At 73.6% G+C, this 15,834-nt stretch carries 14 protein-coding genes, 1 pseudogene and 1 riboswitch; of the genes and pseudogenes, 5 read left to right on the top strand and 10 right to left on the bottom strand.

The features are described 5' to 3' along the window. The 9 genes and pseudogenes from ACEZDG_RS27990 to ACEZDG_RS27950 form a co-directional block, all read right to left on the bottom strand. Window positions 1-336: pseudogene (locus ACEZDG_RS27990) on the bottom strand (hypothetical protein); the annotation flags it as partial. Window positions 337-684: 348 nt separating this feature from the next. Further along, window positions 685-1,368, bottom strand: coding sequence for a hypothetical protein (locus tag ACEZDG_RS27985; RefSeq protein ID WP_380514432.1), 684 nt, complete (start codon window positions 1,366-1,368; stop codon window positions 685-687). Continuing rightward, window positions 1,361-2,176, bottom strand: coding sequence for an alpha/beta fold hydrolase (locus ACEZDG_RS27980; RefSeq protein WP_380514430.1), 816 nt, complete (start codon window positions 2,174-2,176; stop codon window positions 1,361-1,363). The genes ACEZDG_RS27985 and ACEZDG_RS27980 overlap by 8 nt, the downstream gene beginning before the upstream one ends. Window positions 2,177-2,730: 554 nt before the next feature. Further along, window positions 2,731-3,600, bottom strand: a complete 870-nt coding sequence (locus ACEZDG_RS27975) for an ECF transporter S component (RefSeq protein ID WP_380514428.1) — start codon at window positions 3,598-3,600, stop codon at window positions 2,731-2,733. Then, on the bottom strand, window positions 3,597-5,369 hold the full coding sequence (locus ACEZDG_RS27970) for an ABC transporter ATP-binding protein (protein ID WP_380514426.1): 1,773 nt from the start codon (window positions 5,367-5,369) through the stop codon (window positions 3,597-3,599). The genes ACEZDG_RS27975 and ACEZDG_RS27970 overlap by 4 nt, the downstream gene beginning before the upstream one ends. Beyond that, entirely contained in the window at window positions 5,366-6,496 is a 1,131-nt protein-coding gene (locus tag ACEZDG_RS27965; RefSeq protein WP_380514424.1) for an energy-coupling factor transporter transmembrane component T, read from the bottom strand. Before ACEZDG_RS27965 ends, ACEZDG_RS27970 begins: the two co-directional genes overlap by 4 nt. A 40-nt stretch (window positions 6,497-6,536) precedes the next feature. Continuing rightward, the gene (locus ACEZDG_RS27960) at window positions 6,537-7,235 is read right to left on the bottom strand and encodes an SCO2322 family protein (RefSeq protein WP_380514422.1); all 699 of its coding nucleotides are present in this window, start codon (window positions 7,233-7,235) and stop codon (window positions 6,537-6,539) included. A gap of 2 nt (window positions 7,236-7,237) precedes the next feature. Continuing rightward, the gene (locus ACEZDG_RS27955; protein ID WP_380514420.1) at window positions 7,238-8,533 is read right to left on the bottom strand and encodes a prenyltransferase/squalene oxidase repeat-containing protein; all 1,296 of its coding nucleotides are present in this window, start codon (window positions 8,531-8,533) and stop codon (window positions 7,238-7,240) included. Between the two features lie 60 nt (window positions 8,534-8,593). Next, a riboswitch (adenosylcobalamin-variant (AdoCbl-variant) riboswitch) is annotated at window positions 8,594-8,664 on the bottom strand. 94 nt (window positions 8,665-8,758) lie between these two features. Beyond that, the gene (locus ACEZDG_RS27950) at window positions 8,759-9,808 is read right to left on the bottom strand and encodes an MBL fold metallo-hydrolase (protein ID WP_380514418.1); all 1,050 of its coding nucleotides are present in this window, start codon (window positions 9,806-9,808) and stop codon (window positions 8,759-8,761) included. A 163-nt stretch (window positions 9,809-9,971) separates the two neighbouring features. Here ACEZDG_RS27950 and ACEZDG_RS27945 point away from each other — a divergent pair, with 163 nt between their 5' ends. Beyond that, a complete protein-coding gene (locus ACEZDG_RS27945) occupies window positions 9,972-11,444 on the top strand; it encodes an aldehyde dehydrogenase (RefSeq protein ID WP_380514416.1) in 1,473 nt (490 codons plus the stop codon). After that, window positions 11,444-11,674, top strand: coding sequence for a ferredoxin (locus ACEZDG_RS27940; RefSeq protein ID WP_380514414.1), 231 nt, complete (start codon window positions 11,444-11,446; stop codon window positions 11,672-11,674). Before ACEZDG_RS27945 ends, ACEZDG_RS27940 begins: the two co-directional genes overlap by 1 nt. Window positions 11,675-11,702: 28 nt before the next feature. Here ACEZDG_RS27940 and ACEZDG_RS27935 read toward each other — a convergent pair whose 3' ends face one another. Then, entirely contained in the window at window positions 11,703-12,347 is a 645-nt protein-coding gene (locus ACEZDG_RS27935; RefSeq protein WP_380514412.1) for a TetR family transcriptional regulator, read from the bottom strand. 191 nt (window positions 12,348-12,538) lie between these two features. On the opposite strand from ACEZDG_RS27935, the gene ACEZDG_RS27930 reads away from it, so the two are divergent. The 3 genes from ACEZDG_RS27930 to ACEZDG_RS27920 all read left to right on the top strand — a co-directional run bounded on the left by ACEZDG_RS27930 (window position 12,539) and on the right by ACEZDG_RS27920 (window position 15,825). Next, entirely contained in the window at window positions 12,539-13,876 is a 1,338-nt protein-coding gene (locus ACEZDG_RS27930) for a glycosyltransferase family 4 protein (RefSeq protein ID WP_380514410.1), read from the top strand. A 75-nt stretch (window positions 13,877-13,951) separates the two neighbouring features. Next, on the top strand, window positions 13,952-14,737 hold the full coding sequence (locus tag ACEZDG_RS27925) for a class I SAM-dependent methyltransferase (RefSeq protein ID WP_380514408.1): 786 nt from the start codon (window positions 13,952-13,954) through the stop codon (window positions 14,735-14,737). Beyond that, window positions 14,734-15,825, top strand: coding sequence for a prenyltransferase/squalene oxidase repeat-containing protein (locus ACEZDG_RS27920; RefSeq protein ID WP_380514406.1), 1,092 nt, complete (start codon window positions 14,734-14,736; stop codon window positions 15,823-15,825). The genes ACEZDG_RS27925 and ACEZDG_RS27920 overlap by 4 nt, the downstream gene beginning before the upstream one ends. Window positions 15,826-15,834 lie beyond the last annotated feature (9 nt).

Raw genomic sequence — 15,834 nt, 5'->3', positions numbered from 1 at the left:
GGAGCGGAGAAGTGGTACGGGCGGGGGTGCGGGCGGCTGCGCCGGTGGCGGGGCGGGAGGGCGGGGCGGGCCGCGGGGCGTGGCGTGGCGGGGCGCGGAGCTGAGGGCGCGGGGTGGTGCGGGGTGGCGCGGGCCGGGCGGGGGCGCGGTGTGTGCGCGCCCCGCGCCCGGGCCTGCACCACCGGCCGGACCGGCCCGCACCACCCCGCCCGGCCGGGGCCGCACCACCGCCGGGTCGGTCCGCACCAGCACCGGACCGGGGCGCACCACCACCCGGCGGGGGCCCGCGCCACTGCCCGGCCGGGGCCGCACCAGCACCGGACCGGGCCGCGCCATCGCCCGGCAGGGCCCGCGCCACTGCCGGGTCGGGCGCACCAGCGCTGGACCGGGCCGCGCCACCGCCCGGCAGGGCCCGCACCACCGCCCGGCAGGGCCCGCACAACTGCCCGGCCGGGGCCGCACCACCGCCGGACCGAGCCGCACCACCGCTCGGCCAGGGCCGCGCCACTGCCCGGCAGGGGCCGCACCATCGCGGGGCTGGCACCGCCGCGCGCCCTGGCCTGTACCCCACCGCGTGGCCGCAGCACCGCCCGACCCGGCGGCCCATCGTCGGGTCGGGGCCGCACCACCCACTGCCCGGCCTGGCCGGCACCACCACCCGGCGGGGGCCACGTTGCGCCTTGGTCAGGGGCGTTGGGGGCGGATGAGGACCTCGCTGCCGATGGGGACGAAGGCGGTCGCCAGGAACGCGCGCAGCGAGCGGGCATTGCCCGGGGCGACGGCGGCGAACACCGGCTCGCCCGCCGGGACCAGCGTCAGCGCGTCCGCCAGTAGCGACCGTCCCCACCCCCGGCCGTGTCCCTCCGGTGCGGCCTCGATGCTCAGCTCGCGCCGTCCGGCCACGCCGGAGGCGAGGATGACCAGCCCCCGCTTGTCCCCGTGGACCCGCACGTCGTCGCGCACCTCGCGGGCGTAACGCACCCGGTGCACGTCCGCGAGATCGCTTCGCTGGTCGAGCAGCGGCAATTGCGGTGACCCACCTGTGCCTCTGGCGACCAGGACGTTGTCGATCGAGCCCACCCAGCCGCGCGGTCCGGCGATCCAGCGGAGGAAGTCCGGCGCCATCGACCCGCCGAACCCGTCCGGGCCCTGCGCCTGGACCTCGGCATCGGGCAGGCCGGTGGCGATCACGGCATGGCCGGTGAACGCCGTGGCGACCTCCAGGCCGCGGCCCAGCGCGGGGACGACGGCCACGGTGCCGTCCACGGGCGGGAAGTGGCCGTCGGCGGCGTCGAGGAGCAGGCGGAGCAGCGGGTGCGGGGGATGCGGGTGCGCGAGATGCGGGGCGTTGCGGGGTGCGTCAGGCATCGGGGAGGGTTTCCAGGAAGGCCAGCAGGGCGGCGTTGAACTCGTCGGGGTATTCCAGGTTCGGCATGTGGCCGGCCCCGGCGACGACGGTGAGCGTGGAGTCGGAGAGCTGCCGGTGCATGTACTCAGCGTCGCTGACCGGCGTGTAGACGTCGTCCTCGCCGACCACGACCCAGGCGGGGCAGGTCAGTTGGGTCAGCAGCTTGCAGTAGTCCGGACGCTCGGCCCGACCGCGCAGGGCCGCTGCCGCGCCCTCCGGCGAGGTCGAGCGCATCATCCGCAGGACGTGTGCGGCGACCTCCGGTTTGGCGGCGATGGTCGCCGGGGCGACCATCTTGTCGATCACCTCGTCGGCGTACCCGCCCAGCCCCTCGGCGAGCAGCCGGTCGGCGACGCCGTTGCGGAAGACCTTGCCCTCGGGGGTCTCCGCGCGGGGGAAGGTGTCGGCGAGGACGATCGCGCCGACACGCTCCGGGAAGAGTCGACAGAACTCCATGACGATCTGGCCACCCATCGACAATCCGCCGATCACGACCTGAGGGATGTCCAGCCGGTCCAGCAGCGCGGCGAGGTCTTCGGCGAAGACATCCAGCGTGGTGATCCCCGGGGCCACCTCGCTGTCCCCGTACCCGCGCAGGTCGGGTGTGACGACCCGGTAGCCGGCGGCGGTCAGGGCCGTGACCTGCGGCGCCCACATCGAGCGGTCGAAGGGGTGCCCGTGGACGAGGAGCACGGTGGGGCGGCGTCGGGGAGAGCGGGCAGGGCTGCGGTCGTCGTGGGCCAGGTCTATGGGTGCCGAGGTGGTCATATGGATCAGCTTAGGTAGGTGGCGGGGGCGGCGGCGAAGTGGTTTTGATGCGGGTCAAGGCTGCGCTGCGCGAGTGGGGTCGGCCTTCGCCGTACAGGCGGTGGCCACCCCGTCTCGCGGCTCCGCCGCAAAGCAGCCAACTGCCCGAAGGGGGTGCGGGGCGCGGCGCCGTTGCCGAGTGACGGGCGCCGCCCGGGGCCTTTGTCTGGAAGGTCGATTTCGCCGGCGCCGCCGGGTAGGGACGAGCCCTGCCCGCGCCGGGCTTCCGCGCAGTTGGCTGCTTTGTGCCGGAGGCGCGAGACGGCGTGGTCACCGCTGCAACGGCGAAGGCCGACCCCACTGGCGCAGCGCACCTCGCCGAGCCGTCAGGAGCCTGCCTTAGCTGGACAGGTCTGGAAGGGTGCTCTCGCGGCGCCGCCGGGTAGGGACGAGCCTTGCCCGTGCCGGGCTTCCGCGCAGTTGGCTGCTTTGTGCCGGAGGCGCGAGACGGTGTGGTCACCGCTGCAACGGCGAAGGCCGACCCCACTGGCGCAGCGCAGCGCACCTCGCCGGGGCTAGTTGGATGCGTCCGGCGGCGGCTCGAAGGCTACGGGGGCGTCGAAGGCCGCGCGGCGGGAGGCGCGGCGGAGGGCGGCGAGGAGGGGGTGGCCGAGGGTGAGGCAGAGCACGGCGGTGAGGACGCTGCGGGGGATGTCCCAGCCCAGGGCGGTGGTGAAGTGGTACGTCAGGAACCGGGCCAGGTTGGCGCCCAGCGGGTCACCCGGGACGAAGGAGACGGTGCTGCCCATTCCGGCGATGTAGGGCCAGCCCTGGAGGTCCATCACCAGCCCGTACAGCTCCGCCGACACCGCTCCGTACGCTGCCAGCATCCACAGTTCGCGTCGGCCGCGCAGCGTGGCGGGGCCGGGGAGCAGGCCGGCGCCGAGGCAGACCCAGCCCATGGAGAGCATCTGGAACGGCAGCCAGGGGCCGACGCCCCCGGTGAGCAGCGCGGATGCGAAGAGCGAGACATTGCCGAGGACGAAGCCGAAGCCGGGCCCGAGCACCCGTCCGGACAGCACCATCAGGAAGAAGGTCGGTTCAAGACCGGCCGTGCCCGCGCCGAGCGGGCGGAGCGCAGCGCCTGCCGCGGCCAGGACGCCGAGCAGGGCGATGGACTTGGCCTCCAGGCCCGCCTGTCCGCCGGTGGACAGCCGTCCTTCGGCGATCTGGGCGACCACGACCGCGAGCAGCAGCGGAAGCAGCGCGGCGAACAGCCAGGGGGCGTCGCCGGAGTGGGCCAGGCCGGAGGCGGGGGAGGCGAGCAGCGGCCAGCCGAAGGCGACCACGCCGACAGCGGAGATGAGCAGCAGCATCGTGATCGAGCGGCGGCCGAGCGGGACGGGCCGGGCCAGTGAGGCGGTGTCAGTGGTCGGCAGGATCATGCTGTGTCCCTGATGGCTTCCGTGACTTGACGTACCGTCAGCCATGGCTCCGGGTTGAGGATCTTGGCGACCTGGGGAGCGAACGCGGGGGAGGAGACCACGATCTCCGGGGTCGGGCCGTCCGCGACCACCTCGCCCTCGGCGATGATCACCGTGCGGTGGGCCAGTTCGGCGGCGAGTTCCACGTCGTGGGTCGCCAGCAGGACGGCGTGGCCCTGGGCGGCGAGGTCGCGCAGGATGTCGACAAGTCGGGCTTTCGCGGCGTAGTCGAGACCGCGGGTGGGCTCGTCCAGCAGGATCAGCGCGGGTCGGGCGGTGAGGATGACGGCGAGGGCGAGGGTGAGCCGCTGGCCCTCGGAGAGGTCGCGCGGGTGACGGGTGTCCGGGATGCCTGGGATCAGGCGCTCCACGAGGTCACGGCAGGTGCCGGGGGCTGAGTGGGTGTCACTGTCGGCGGCGGCGCACTCGGCGCTGACGCTGTCGCAGTAGAGCAGGTCGCGGGGCTCCTGCGGGACGAGGCCGACGTGGGCGAGCAGGGTGACCAGCTTGGCCCGGTGCGGGGTGTGGCCGCCGACGTCGATCCGCCCCTTGGCGGGGGAGTGGAGGCCGACGAGGGAGCCGAGCAGCGTGGACTTCCCCGAGCCGTTGCGCCCCATCAGGGCGGTGATCTCACCGGGGCGGAGGGTCAGGTCGATCCGACGCAACGCCTCGACGCTGCCCCGGCGGACAGCGAGGCCGCTGACGGTGGCGACCGGGGCGGACGGCGCGCTGGCCGGGGCGGACGGCGTGCCGACCGGGGCGGACGTGCCGGGCGCGGTGAACGTGCTGACCGGGGTGGACACCCCGGCCCCGGGCCGGGCGGTCCCGTCGCCCCCCGCGCCGGGCGCTGCCGCAACCCCCGCGCCGGGCGTCGCCGCAGGCGGGAGGGCCGCCAGGTCCGGCAGAGCCGGGAGCGCGGCGAGGCGGGTGCGGAGGGGGCCGGCCCGGCGGCGGGCGTCGCGGACGGAGAGGGGGAGCGGGGACCAGCCCATGGCCCGGCCCAGGGCCACGACCGGCGGGTGGACCGGGGAGACGGCCATGATCTCCGCCGTGTCGCCCATCCGGGGCGGCGTCCCGTCCCCCTCCAGCAGGATGACCTGGTCGGCGTACTGGACCACTCGTTCCAGCCGGTGTTCGGCCAGCAGGACGGTTGTGCCCAGGTCGTGGACCAGCCGCTGCAGTACGGCGAGTACCTCCTCCGCCGCGCCGGGGTCCAGCGCCGAGGTGGGCTCGTCCAGGACCAGCACCTTCGGATGTACCGTCAGCACCGAGCCGATGGCGACCCGCTGCTGCTGGCCTCCGGAGAGCGTGGCCAGCGGACGGGCGCGGAGTTCGGCCAGCCCGAGCAGGTCGAGGGTCTCCTCGACCCGGCGCCGCATCACCTCCGGGGCAAGGCCCAGCGACTCCATGCCGTAGGCGAGTTCGTCCTCGACGGTGTCGGTGACGAAGTGTGCCATCGGGTCCTGGCCGACCGTTCCGACGATGTCGGCGAGGTCGCGCGGACGGTGGGTGCGGGTGTCCCGTCCGTCGACGGTGACCTTGCCCTGCAGCACGCCGCCGGTGAAGTGCGGGACCAGGCCGCTGACAGCGCCGAGCAGGGTGGACTTCCCGGACCCGGACGGCCCGACCAGCAGCACGAGTTCGCCTTCGGGGACCGTCAGATCGGCGTGTGTCAGTGCCGGGTGAGAAGCTCCGGGATAGGTGACGGAGACCTGTTCGAAGGTGATCATCGGATGTCCTTCGGACGAGCCGGACGGGGAGGACGCGCCGGACGAGCCGGACGGGGAGGGACGGGCGCGGCGAGCGCGGGCAGCAGGCCGAGCAGGATCGCGGCGGCGGGGAGCAGCGGGAGCACGGGCGCGGTGAGCGGGATGGCCGGCGGGTTCAGCGCGTCGGCGTAGCCGGGGCCGAGGCTCAGCATCATGGCGGCGACGGCGAAGCCCGAGCCTGCCACCAGCCATTCCCGGAGCGCCCACGGGTCGGGCCGGTAGCGGGTCCGCACCGCCCGTCTGCCGCCGAGCACCAGCCCGGTGACGGCGGCGAGGACGCCCAGGACGAGCACCGGCAGCGCCCAGCCGCTGCCGTCCGCGCCGAGCAGGCCGTAGGCGGCGACGCAGATGCCGAGCAGGCCGGTGAGGGTGAGTACGGCCGTCGTACGGCGGACATGGACCGGGACGTCGGCGGTGCGGCCGAAGCCCCGGGTGTCCATCGCGGCGGCCAGGCTGACGGAGCGTTCGAGCGCGCTTTCGAGGATCGGGACGCCGATGGTGAGCAGCGCCTTGGCGCCGCGTTCGGTACGTCCGCGCAGGCGGCGCGCGGCGCGCAGGCGCTGGACGTCGGTGACCAGATTGGGGGCGAAGGTCAGGGCGACGACCACGGCGACACCGGCCTCGTAGAGCGCGCCGGGGAGGGAGCGGAGCAGCCGGGCCGGATTGGCGAGGGCGTTCGCCGCGCCGACGCAGGTGAGCAGCACGGCGAGCCGCATCGCGTCGTAGAGGGCCGAGACCAGGCCCTCCAGGCTTACCGGGCCGCCGAGTTGGACCCCCTTGGCCCAGGAGGGCAGCGGGATCTCGGGGAGGGTGAAGAGGATATGCACGCCGGGGATCGCCGAACCGAGGAGCGTGACGAACAGCATCCGGATGGCCAGCACCAGCAGTCCGAGCTTGAGGAAGACGGAGTACGAGTGGGCCCAGGGCGCGTCGGTCCTGCGCACCGCGACGACATAACCGGCGACGGCGGTGATCAACAGCAGGAGCAGGGGGTTGGTGGTACGGGAGGCGGCAGTGGCGAGACCGAGCGCCCAGAGCCACCAGGCACCGGGGTGCAGGTGGCGCTGTGGTGTGGGCGGAAGCGGCATCGTTGGCCTTCGGCGAAGGGGAAATGGGGCAAGTACGGGCTCAGCGGCGGCGGCGGGTCTGCCAGAACGCGCCTCCGGCCAGGGCCAGCACCAGCACCACGCCGACCAACCACCCGACCGTCCGGCCGGGGGAGGCGGGACCGGAGGTCGGGGCGGCGGACGCGGCAGGTGTGGACGGGGCAGCTGTGGACGCGGCGGGTGTGGACGTCGCCGTGGCACCGTTCGTGCCGCTCACCACGTCGCCGCAGCCGGTGCTGGGATACCCGGAGATGGCGCAGAGGATCCCGTCGCTGTTGTAGCGCAGCGGCGGGGCGACCTGGGCCAGCAGCTGCGCCGAGGTCGCGTCCGGTGCGAGCACACCGCACTTGGTGACCAGGACGGGTGGCGTGGAACCTGACGGGGCGTCGGCCGGCGTCCCGTAGTCGATCACGACCGCGACCCGCTTCCTGCCGCTGACCGCCGGGGTTCCGGCGCAGGCGGTGGCGAAGTCGGGCACGCGGCCCGGCTTCACGCCGTCCGCGCTGTCGGCGCTGACGCCGAAGCGCCAGCCGTCGACGGAACCGTCCGCCGGACGGTAGGTGTTGGGCCCGGCGGACTGGTAGGTCCAGCCGCTGCCGGTTCCCTCCCAGAACGACCAGTACCGGTAGCTGGACGCCGAAGCAGGCGCCAGCGACATCAGCCCGGCGGCGACGGCCAGGACCGCCACCACCGCAGCGCGCCACACAGCTCTGACATGCATGGTCACGGCCGCGGGCGGGTGCGGGTCTTGCGGCTGTAGCTGATGTAGATCCCGATGCCGGCGCCTGCGGCCAGACCGACCAGGATGAGCCACCAGGCGGAGAAGCTGGCATTGCTGGACTTGTCGGACTTCTCGGAGGCGCTCGCGCTCGCGCTGGAGGACGGTGCGGGGGTCGCGGCCGGGGCCGGGCCGGTCGCCTCCAGTTGGGCGACCAGGTCGGCAGTGCCGAAGCGCTGCGGGTCGATCCCGGTCGCCCTGGCGTCCAGGATCATCAGCGCGAGGGCCGTCGCCTGCGGGGTGCCGTTGCCCTGGGCCCAGGACGCGCCGTTCTGGCGCAGCCACTCGACGGCCTGCTTGGCGTCGTCGGACCGGCCGTTGTTGGCGAGCGCGAGCGCGGCCCAGGCGGTGCCGGCGTAGTCGGGCGCGGGCTTGGCACCGGCCAGCTGGGTGGTCAGGTGCCCGCTGCCGGAGCTGAGCTGCCGCGCCAGGTACTGGGACGCGGCGCCCTTGGAGTCCGAGCAGTTGGCCGCGGGCGCCGACGACGGGGCCGACGAAGAGGCCGACGACGGGGCGGAGGCGGACGAGGAGGCGGACGAGGAGGCCGGCGCGGCCACCGGGAGGGAGCCGGAACCGGCGGCCAGCGCCGCCTGCGCGCTGGCGAAGTCATTGGCGACCAGCTTGCCCGCCTTGTCCGGCTGGTACGCGAAGGCGCCCTGGACGGCCGTGGCCGCCGTGCAGCCGAGCTGGAAGCCGTGCAGGCCGTCCAGTGCGGACTTGCCGTCCTTGGTCACCGTCGCCGGGTCGGTCTTCGCCGCGTACAGGGCGCTGACGACCAGTCCGGTCGAGTTGCCGTCGCTCGGGGTGCCGGGGTTGTAGGACCAGCCGCCGTCCTTGTTCTGCACGGTCCTGAACCAGGCCACGGCCTTGGTCACGGCGTCGTCGTGGCCGCCGAGGGCGACCAGGGCCTGCACCGCCGACGAGGTCGCGTTGCTGTCCTCGGTCGTCGCCGTGCACGCCTTGGTCGGGTCCGCGTTGTAGGACGGCCAGCCGCCGTCCGCGCACTGCTGGCCGGTCAGCCAGCTGATCGCCGAGTCGGCCGGGGTGACCCCCTGGGTGTGCAGGGCGAGCAGGCTGAGGCCCTGCCGCCACACGCCGTCGTAGGTCGGGTCGCTCTTGCCGTAGAGCCCGGCGGGAACGGGGACCGGGCTGGCGGTGGCGGCGAGCGCGGGCGCTGCCGAACCGGCCAGCACGGCGGCGGCGGTCAGCGCGACGGCGCCCAGACGGGCGGCGGTGAACATGATGTGGTGGTGCCTTTCGAAGAGCGGGGGGCGACCGTAGACCTCGACGGGGCCGCTCGCTTCCTGACGGGTGTTCCGGCTGAACGGTTGCGGGTCAGCGCCGGAATCGCACCGGCTTCCCCCGTCAGGAGGCGGATCAAGCAGATCAAGTTGTGCGGCCACTGTATCCGGCCGCCTCCGCCCCGCCCCGACGCGCCCCGGCCGCGGGCAACCCACCGGTCCCGCTCAGGTCGCGCGGTAGAGCAGCGGCTCGGCGCCCTGCAGTTCCTCGGCCAGGCCGGTCTTGACCAGGCGGCGGACGTGGGCGGCGGCCTCGGACAGGGCCAGGTGGCGGGAGACGAAGCCGAGCTCCGACCACGGCCGGTTCCAGTGCATCCCCATCGCGCACTGCCACAGCGTCAGCGGCTCCCGCTGGAGCTGGACGTGCAGCTCCGCGAGCCGCAGGGCGTGGTGCTCCAGCAGTTCGCCGACCCGGCCGGCCGCGTCCGCGAAGCGGTACTGGTGCGCGGGCAGCACCTCCTGCGGCGCCAGCAGGGCGATCCGTTCCAGTGAGTCGAGGAAGTCGCCGAGGGGGTCGGCCGGCTCGTCCCCTTGGTTCTCCGGGTAGAGGCTGACCACCGGGCTGATCGTCGGCAGCAGGTGGTCGCCGGAGAGCAGCCGGGTGGGCCGTCCCGGCTCGTCCAGGTAGAGGCAGACGTGGCCGGGGGTGTGCCCGGGGGTCCAGAGCACCCGCAGGTCGCGGCCGGGCACTCCGGCCGACTCGCCGTGCACCAGCTCACGGTCCGGGAGGGTGGTGGCCAGCGGGGCCTTGCCGCTGCCGAAGCTGCTGAGCGCGGCCAGGTGCTCATCGGGGACGCCGGAGTCGCGCATCAGCTCGGCCATCCGGCCGAGCCAGTGGGTGGGGCTGCTCTCGTGCAGGGCGCGGACCACGGCGGCCTCGGCGGCGTGCATCGCGATCCAGGCACCGGACTGCTCCTGGACGTGGGCGGAGAGCCCGTGGTGGTCCGGGTGGTGGTGGGTGACGATCACGCCGTGCACGTCGGCGAGGGCGAAGCCGGCCGCGGCGAGGCCCTCGGCGAGGGCGGTGCGGCCGGTGGGGTCGTCCCAGCCGGTGTCCACCAGGACCGGGCCGCGGTCGCTCTCCAGCAGGTAGACCAGGGTGTAGCGGAGCGGGTTGTCCGGGATCGGGACGGTGATGCTCCAGACTCCTCCGCCGATGTCCTGGGTGGCGGGTGCCGGGGCGGGGACCCTTGCGGGGGTCTCGTGGGCGGGCATGCTGCCGTCCTCTCCGAGCGCACAGAATCTAGAACATGTTACTTGTTTGGCACAACTAGTCGGGGAGCCTACTGCACGACCGTTGCCCTCAATAAGTAGAACTGATATCAGTTCTATCAACCGCCAAGTGACGGTTCGTCAGATGTCGATCCGGAGGACCGCCATGACCGAGCTAGTGGAGTACGGCGAACTGTTCATCGGCGGGGAGATGGTGGCCCCGGCCGGGCAGGACGTCATCGAGGTGGTCTCGCCGCACACCGAGGAGGTCATCGGCCGGGTCCCGCACGCCTCCCGGGCCGACGTCGACCGCGCCGTCGCCGTCGCCAGGAAGTCCTTCGACCAGGGCCCGTGGTCGCGGCTGCCGCTGGAGGAGCGGCTCGCGGTGGCGGAGCGGATCAGGGACGGGATCGCCGCCCGGGCCGACGAGATCGCCCGGGTGATCAGCGCGGAGAACGGCTCCCCCTACTCCTGGAGCATCCTGGCCCAGGCCTACGGGCCGATGATGATCTGGGACTCGGCCATCGCCACCGCCCGCGCGTTCGCCTTCGAGGAGCACCGGGCCGGCGCCCTCGGGCCGATCCTGGTCCGCCGGGAGCCGGTCGGCGTGGTGGCCGCGGTGGTGCCCTGGAACGTGCCGCAGTTCGTGGCGGCGGCCAAGCTCGCCCCGGCGCTGATCGCCGGCTGCTCGGTGATCCTCAAGCCCTCGCCGGAGACCCCGCTGGACTCCTACCTGCTGGCCGAGATCGTCGGCGCGGCCGGGCTGCCCGAGGGCGTGCTCAGCATCCTGCCCGCCGACCGCGAGGTCAGCGAGTACCTGGTCGGGCACGAGGGGGTCGACAAGGTCTCCTTCACCGGATCGGTCCCGGCCGGGAAGCGGATCATGGAGGTGGCCTCGCGCCACCTCACCCGGGTGACCCTGGAGCTGGGCGGCAAGTCGGCGGCGATCCTGCTGCCGGACGCGGACCTGGACCAGGCCGTCGCCAATCTGATGAGCTCGGCCTACATGAACAACGGCCAGGCCTGTGTGGCGCAGACCAGGATCCTGGCCCCGCGGTCCCGCTACGACGAGATCGCCGAGCGGCTGGTCGCCGCGGTGGGCGCGCTGGTCGTCGGCGACCCGCTGGCCGAGGCCACCCAGGTCGGCCCGCTGGTGACCCGCCGTCAGCAGCAGCGGAACCTGGACTACATCAGGATCGGCCAGGAGGAGGGCGCCAAGGTCCTCACCGGCGGCGGGGTCCCGGCCGCCGAGGCGCACGGCTGGTACGTGGAGCCCACGCTGCTCGGCGGGGTCGACAACCGGATGCGGGTGGCCCGTGAGGAGATCTTCGGCCCGGTGGTCTGCCTGATCCCCTACGAGGACGAGGCCGACGCGCTGCGGATCGCCAACGACTCCGACTACGGCCTCTCCGGCAGCGTCTGGTGCGGGGACGTGGAGCACGGCATCGAGGTGGCCCGGCAGGTGCGGACCGGGACGTACTCGGTGAACACCTTCAGCCTGGACTTCAAGGGCCCCTTCGGCGGCTACAAGCAGTCCGGGATCGGCCGCGAGTTCGGCCCGGAGGGGCTCGACTCGTACCTGGAGTCCAAGACCATCCACCTGCCCCAGGGCTACACCGCACCCGTTCAGGAGGGCTGATGGGCGACCGCTGGCGGGTCGAGGTGGACCGCTCCGTCTGCATCGGCTCGGGGCTGTGCGCGGCCTCGGCGCCGGACGGCTTCCGGCTGGACTCGGTGCGGCAGTCGCACCCGGTCCAGGACGAGGCCGACGCCTCGGAGGCGCTGCTGGCGGCGGCGGAGAGCTGTCCGGTGGAGGCGATCGCGCTGCACCTGGCGGGGAGCAGCGAGCCGGTGTTCCCGCCGGACTGAACCCGTCGCCTTCACCCCGTGCGCGCCGTCAGAGCAGCTTGCAGGCGGTCTCCAGGTCGATCCTGACCTGGGCGATGGAGGCCCGGCCGGAGAGCCAGGTGACCAGCGCGGAGTGCCAGGTGTGCTCGATCACCCGGACGGCGGCGAGCTGGTCCCGGGTCGGCGGGTGGTCCAGGCCCATCGCCTCGGTGATCAGCACCGCGGTGAGCCGGCTCACCTGGTCCACCTCGGCGCTGACCGAGCGGTCGGCGAAGGTCAGCGCCCTGACCATGGCCTCGGCCAGCTGCGGTTCGCGCTGCAGCCCGCGGAAGGTCCCCATCAGCGTCTCGGTCACCCGGGCCGCGGGGGTCTCCCCGGACGGCGGGTGCTTGCGCACCGCGACCTGCATCAGCTGCAGCTGGTCCTGCATGGTGGCGACCAGCAGGTGCACCTTGGAGGGGAAGTAGCGGTAGAGCGTGCCCAGCGCCACCCCCGAGCTCTCGGCGACCTCGCGCATCTGCACCGCGTCGAAGCCGCCGCGGGAGGCGAGCTGGGCGGCCGTGTGCAGGATCCGGCGGCGGCGCGCCTCCTGCCGCTCGGTCAGCGGCGGCACGGCGACGGTCCGGGGGCCCGGGTTCGGGCCGGGGCTCTGGCGCGGGCTGGGGTCCGGGCTGGGGCTGGGGCTGATCGTCATCGGGCGCTCCCCCCGTCAGGTGGTGCTGGTTGCCCCGAATGATGGCGCAGAGTCCGGTGGTGGCGCGAATCACCTGCCTCGGGCCGAGAAGAACCCTACGGACCGGTAATCTCTAGGTCTCCATGCTCCGCATCATTGGAACGTGTTCTAGATTACCCTGAGCCGGGGACGACAGAGGAGAAGAATCCAAGGTGACCAGTGCTGTGCGGGACGCTGTACCCGCTGACCGGCCGCTGCGGATCGCGCTGCTGTCCTACAAGGGCAACCCCTTCTGCGGCGGCCAGGGCGTCTACGTCCGCCATCTCTCCCGCGAGCTGGCCCGGCTCGGGCACGACGTCGAGGTGCTGGGCGGGCAGCCGTACCCGGTGCTGGACCCGGTCGAGGGCGCGGGCGTCGGCCGGCTCGGGTTCACCGAGATCGCCAGCCTGGACCTCTACCGGCAGCCCGACCCGTTCCGGAACCCCCGTCCCGGCGAGTACCGCAGCCTCGCCGACGTGGTCGAGTACGCCACCATGCGCAGCGGCGGCTTCCCCGAGCCGCTGACCTTCAGCATGCGGGCCCGGCGCCACCTGGCCCTGCACCGGGGCCGCTACGACGTGGTGCACGACAACCAGACCCTCGGCTACGGCCTGCTCGGGCTGGACCGGATCGGCTTCCCGCTGGTCACCACGATCCACCACCCGATCACCGTGGACCGCGAGCTCGACCTCGCCGCCGCCGACAGCCTGAAGCGGCGGCTCTCGGTGCGCCGCTGGTACGGCTTCACCCGGATGCAGCGGCGGGTCGCCCAGCGGCTCGACTCCGTGCTCACCGTCTCGCAGAGCTCGAGCCGGGAGATCACCGAGCACCTCGGCGTCCGTCCGGAGCGGGTGCATGTGGTGCCTATCGGTGCGGATGTGCGGATGTGGTCGCCGGACCCCTCGGTGCCGGTCGTGCCCGGACGGATCGTCACCACCTCCAGCGCGGACGTGCCGCTCAAGGGCCTGATCCACCTGGTCGAGGCGCTGGCCAAGGTCCGCACCGAGCGGGACGCGCACCTGGTCGTGGTCGGCCGGCGGCGTGACGACGGCCCGGTCGCCGAAGCGATTCGTCGACTCGGCCTGGAGCGGGTCGTCGAGTTCCGCGGCGGAATAGACGACGCGGCGTTCGTCGACCTGGTCCGCAGCGCCGAGGTGGCCTGCGTCCCCTCGCTCTACGAGGGCTTCTCGCTGCCCGCCGCCGAGGCCATGGCCACCGGCACCCCGCTGGTCGCCACCACCGGCGGCGCCATCCCCGAGGTGGCCGGGACCGACGGCGAGACCTGTCTCGCCGTCCCGCCGGGCGACCCCGGCGCGCTCGCCGCCGCCCTGGGCCGTCTGCTGGACGACCCCGCGCTGCGCCTTCGAATCGGCGCGGCCGGACGCGAACGTGTGCTCACCCGGTTCACCTGGGAGCGCGCCGCGGAACTCACCGCCGAGCGCTACCGCGCGGCCATCGCCACCGGCGCCGGGCAGCACGCCCGGGCCGGCGACGGCTGGCGCTACGTCTGACCGACTGCCACCGCGGTACCCCCCCCAACTTCCCCTCCCTGTGTGCGCGAACGACGTGAATGGAGCCCAGCGACCGTGCTGACCGTCGACTTCTCCCGATTCCCGATCGCCCCCGGCGACCGGGTGCTCGACCTCGGCTGCGGCGGCGGCCGGCACGCCTTCGAGGTCTACCGGCGCGGCGGGCGCGTCATCGCCCTGGATCGGAACGCGGAGGAGATCCGCGAGGTCAAGCGCTGGTTCACGGCGATGGCGGAGGCCGGCGAGGCCCCGGCCGGCGCCTCCGCCACCGCGATGGAGGGGGACGCGCTGGCGCTGCCCTTTCCCGACGACAGCTTCGACAAGGTCATCATCTCCGAGGTGATGGAGCACATCCCGGACGACAAGGGCGTGCTGGCCGAGATGGTCCGGGTGCTCAAGCCCGGCGGCTCGCTCGCCGTCACCGTGCCGCGCTGGCTGCCGGAGAAGATCTGCTGGGCCCTGTCCGACGCCTACCACGAGGTGGAGGGCGGCCACATCCGGATCTACCGGGGCGACGAACTGGTCGGCAAGCTGCGCGAGGCCGGGCTCAGGCCGTACGGGCAGCACCACGCCCACGCGCTGCACGCACCGTACTGGTGGATCAAGTGCGCGGTCGGCGTGGACAACGACAAGGCGCTGCCGGTCCGGGCCTACCACCAGCTGCTGGTCTGGGACATCGTCGGCAAACCGGTGGTCAGCACGCTGACCCGGGCGGCGGAGAGCGCGCTCAACCCGCTGATCGGCAAGAGCTTCGTCGCCTACGCGACCAAGCCGCGCAACGACCAGACCCTCGGCGACCAGACCCTCGATGACCGGCTCGGCGACCGGCGGGTGGACGGGTGACGGCCGGTACCGGCCCGCTCGCGGTGCCCGAGGTGCTGGTCCTGCCCGGCGTGCTCGACGCCGACCAGGCCGCCGCCACCGTGCGCAGCATCCTCGCCGACCAGCGCGAGGACGGCGGCATCCCCTGGTTCGCCGGCGGCCACCTCGACCCCTGGGACCACACCGAGGCCGCGATGGCCCTGGACGTCGCGGGCGAGCACGCCGCCGCCGAGGCCGCCTACCGCTGGCTGATGCGGCATCAGAACCCGGACGGCTCCTGGTACTCGGCCTACACCGACGGGGTGGTGACGGACCGCAACCGGGAGTCCAACTTCTGCGCCTACATCGCCGTGGGCGTCTGGCACCACCATCTGACCACCGGCGACGACACCTTCCTCGAAGAGGTCTGGCCCACCGTCAGCCGCGCCGTGGAGTTCGTGCTGGAACTGCAGCGCGCCGACGGCACCGTCGCCTGGCGCCGGGACGAGGACGGCAACGCGCCGGACGAGGCGCTGCTCACCGGCTGCTCCAGCGTCCACCATGCGCTGCGCTGCGCCCTCGCCATCGCCGACTGCCTCGAAGAGCCGCAGCCCGACTGGGAGTTGGCGGCCGGACGGCTCGGCCACGCGGTGGCCGAACACCCGGCGGCGTTCCTGGACAAGGACCGCTACTCCATGGACTGGTACTACCCGGTGCTGGGGACGGCGCTGCGCGGCACCGCCGCCAAGGAGCGGATCGAGCGCGACTGGGACCGCTTCGTGGTGCCCGGCCTCGGCGTCCGCTGCGTCGCCGACCGGCCCTGGGTGACCGGCGGGGAGAGCGCGGAACTGGCGCTGGCGCTGTGGGCGATCGGCGAGTCCGACCGCGCGGTGGAGATACTGCGCTCGATCCAGCACCTGCGGCACCAGGACGGCGGCTACTGGACCGGGTACGTCTTCGAGGACGACGCGGTCTGGCCGGAGGAGCGCACCACCTGGACCGCCGGGTCGCTGCTGCTCGCGGTGGCGGCGCTGGGCGGGGACGAGGCCACCACCACCGTGTTCGGCGGCGCGCAGCTGCCCGCCGGACTGGCCGACGAGTGCTGCGCGCCGAGGCGGGCCCAGGGCTGACCGGCCGTG

Origin of the sequence: Streptacidiphilus alkalitolerans, from assembly GCF_042511045.1 — a bacterium.
Taxonomy (GTDB): Bacteria; Actinomycetota; Actinomycetes; order Streptomycetales; family Streptomycetaceae; genus Streptacidiphilus; species Streptacidiphilus alkalitolerans.
The sequence above is the reverse complement of the archived record's forward strand: the minus strand, read 5'-3'. Positions and strand labels throughout refer to the sequence as shown.

What these genes read in the sequence shown, in the direction of transcription:
- ACEZDG_RS27950 (WP_380514418.1), bottom strand. Translation starts at nt 9,808, where the DNA reads ATGCCCGCCCACGAGACCCCCGCAAGGGTCCCCGCCCCGGCACCCGCC.
- ACEZDG_RS27980 (WP_380514430.1), bottom strand. Translation starts at nt 2,176, where the DNA reads ATGACCACCTCGGCACCCATAGACCTGGCCCACGACGACCGCAGCCCT.
- ACEZDG_RS27935 (WP_380514412.1), bottom strand. Translation starts at nt 12,347, where the DNA reads ATGACGATCAGCCCCAGCCCCAGCCCGGACCCCAGCCCGCGCCAGAGC.
- ACEZDG_RS27940 (WP_380514414.1), top strand. Translation starts at nt 11,444, where the DNA reads ATGGGCGACCGCTGGCGGGTCGAGGTGGACCGCTCCGTCTGCATCGGC.
- ACEZDG_RS27985 (WP_380514432.1), bottom strand. Translation starts at nt 1,368, where the DNA reads ATGCCTGACGCACCCCGCAACGCCCCGCATCTCGCGCACCCGCATCCC.
- ACEZDG_RS27945 (WP_380514416.1), top strand. Translation starts at nt 9,972, where the DNA reads ATGACCGAGCTAGTGGAGTACGGCGAACTGTTCATCGGCGGGGAGATG.
- ACEZDG_RS27975 (WP_380514428.1), bottom strand. Translation starts at nt 3,600, where the DNA reads ATGATCCTGCCGACCACTGACACCGCCTCACTGGCCCGGCCCGTCCCG.
- ACEZDG_RS27970 (WP_380514426.1), bottom strand. Translation starts at nt 5,369, where the DNA reads ATGATCACCTTCGAACAGGTCTCCGTCACCTATCCCGGAGCTTCTCAC.
- ACEZDG_RS27965 (WP_380514424.1), bottom strand. Translation starts at nt 6,496, where the DNA reads ATGCCGCTTCCGCCCACACCACAGCGCCACCTGCACCCCGGTGCCTGG.
- ACEZDG_RS27955 (WP_380514420.1), bottom strand. Translation starts at nt 8,533, where the DNA reads ATGTTCACCGCCGCCCGTCTGGGCGCCGTCGCGCTGACCGCCGCCGCC.
- ACEZDG_RS27960 (WP_380514422.1), bottom strand. Translation starts at nt 7,235, where the DNA reads ATGCATGTCAGAGCTGTGTGGCGCGCTGCGGTGGTGGCGGTCCTGGCC.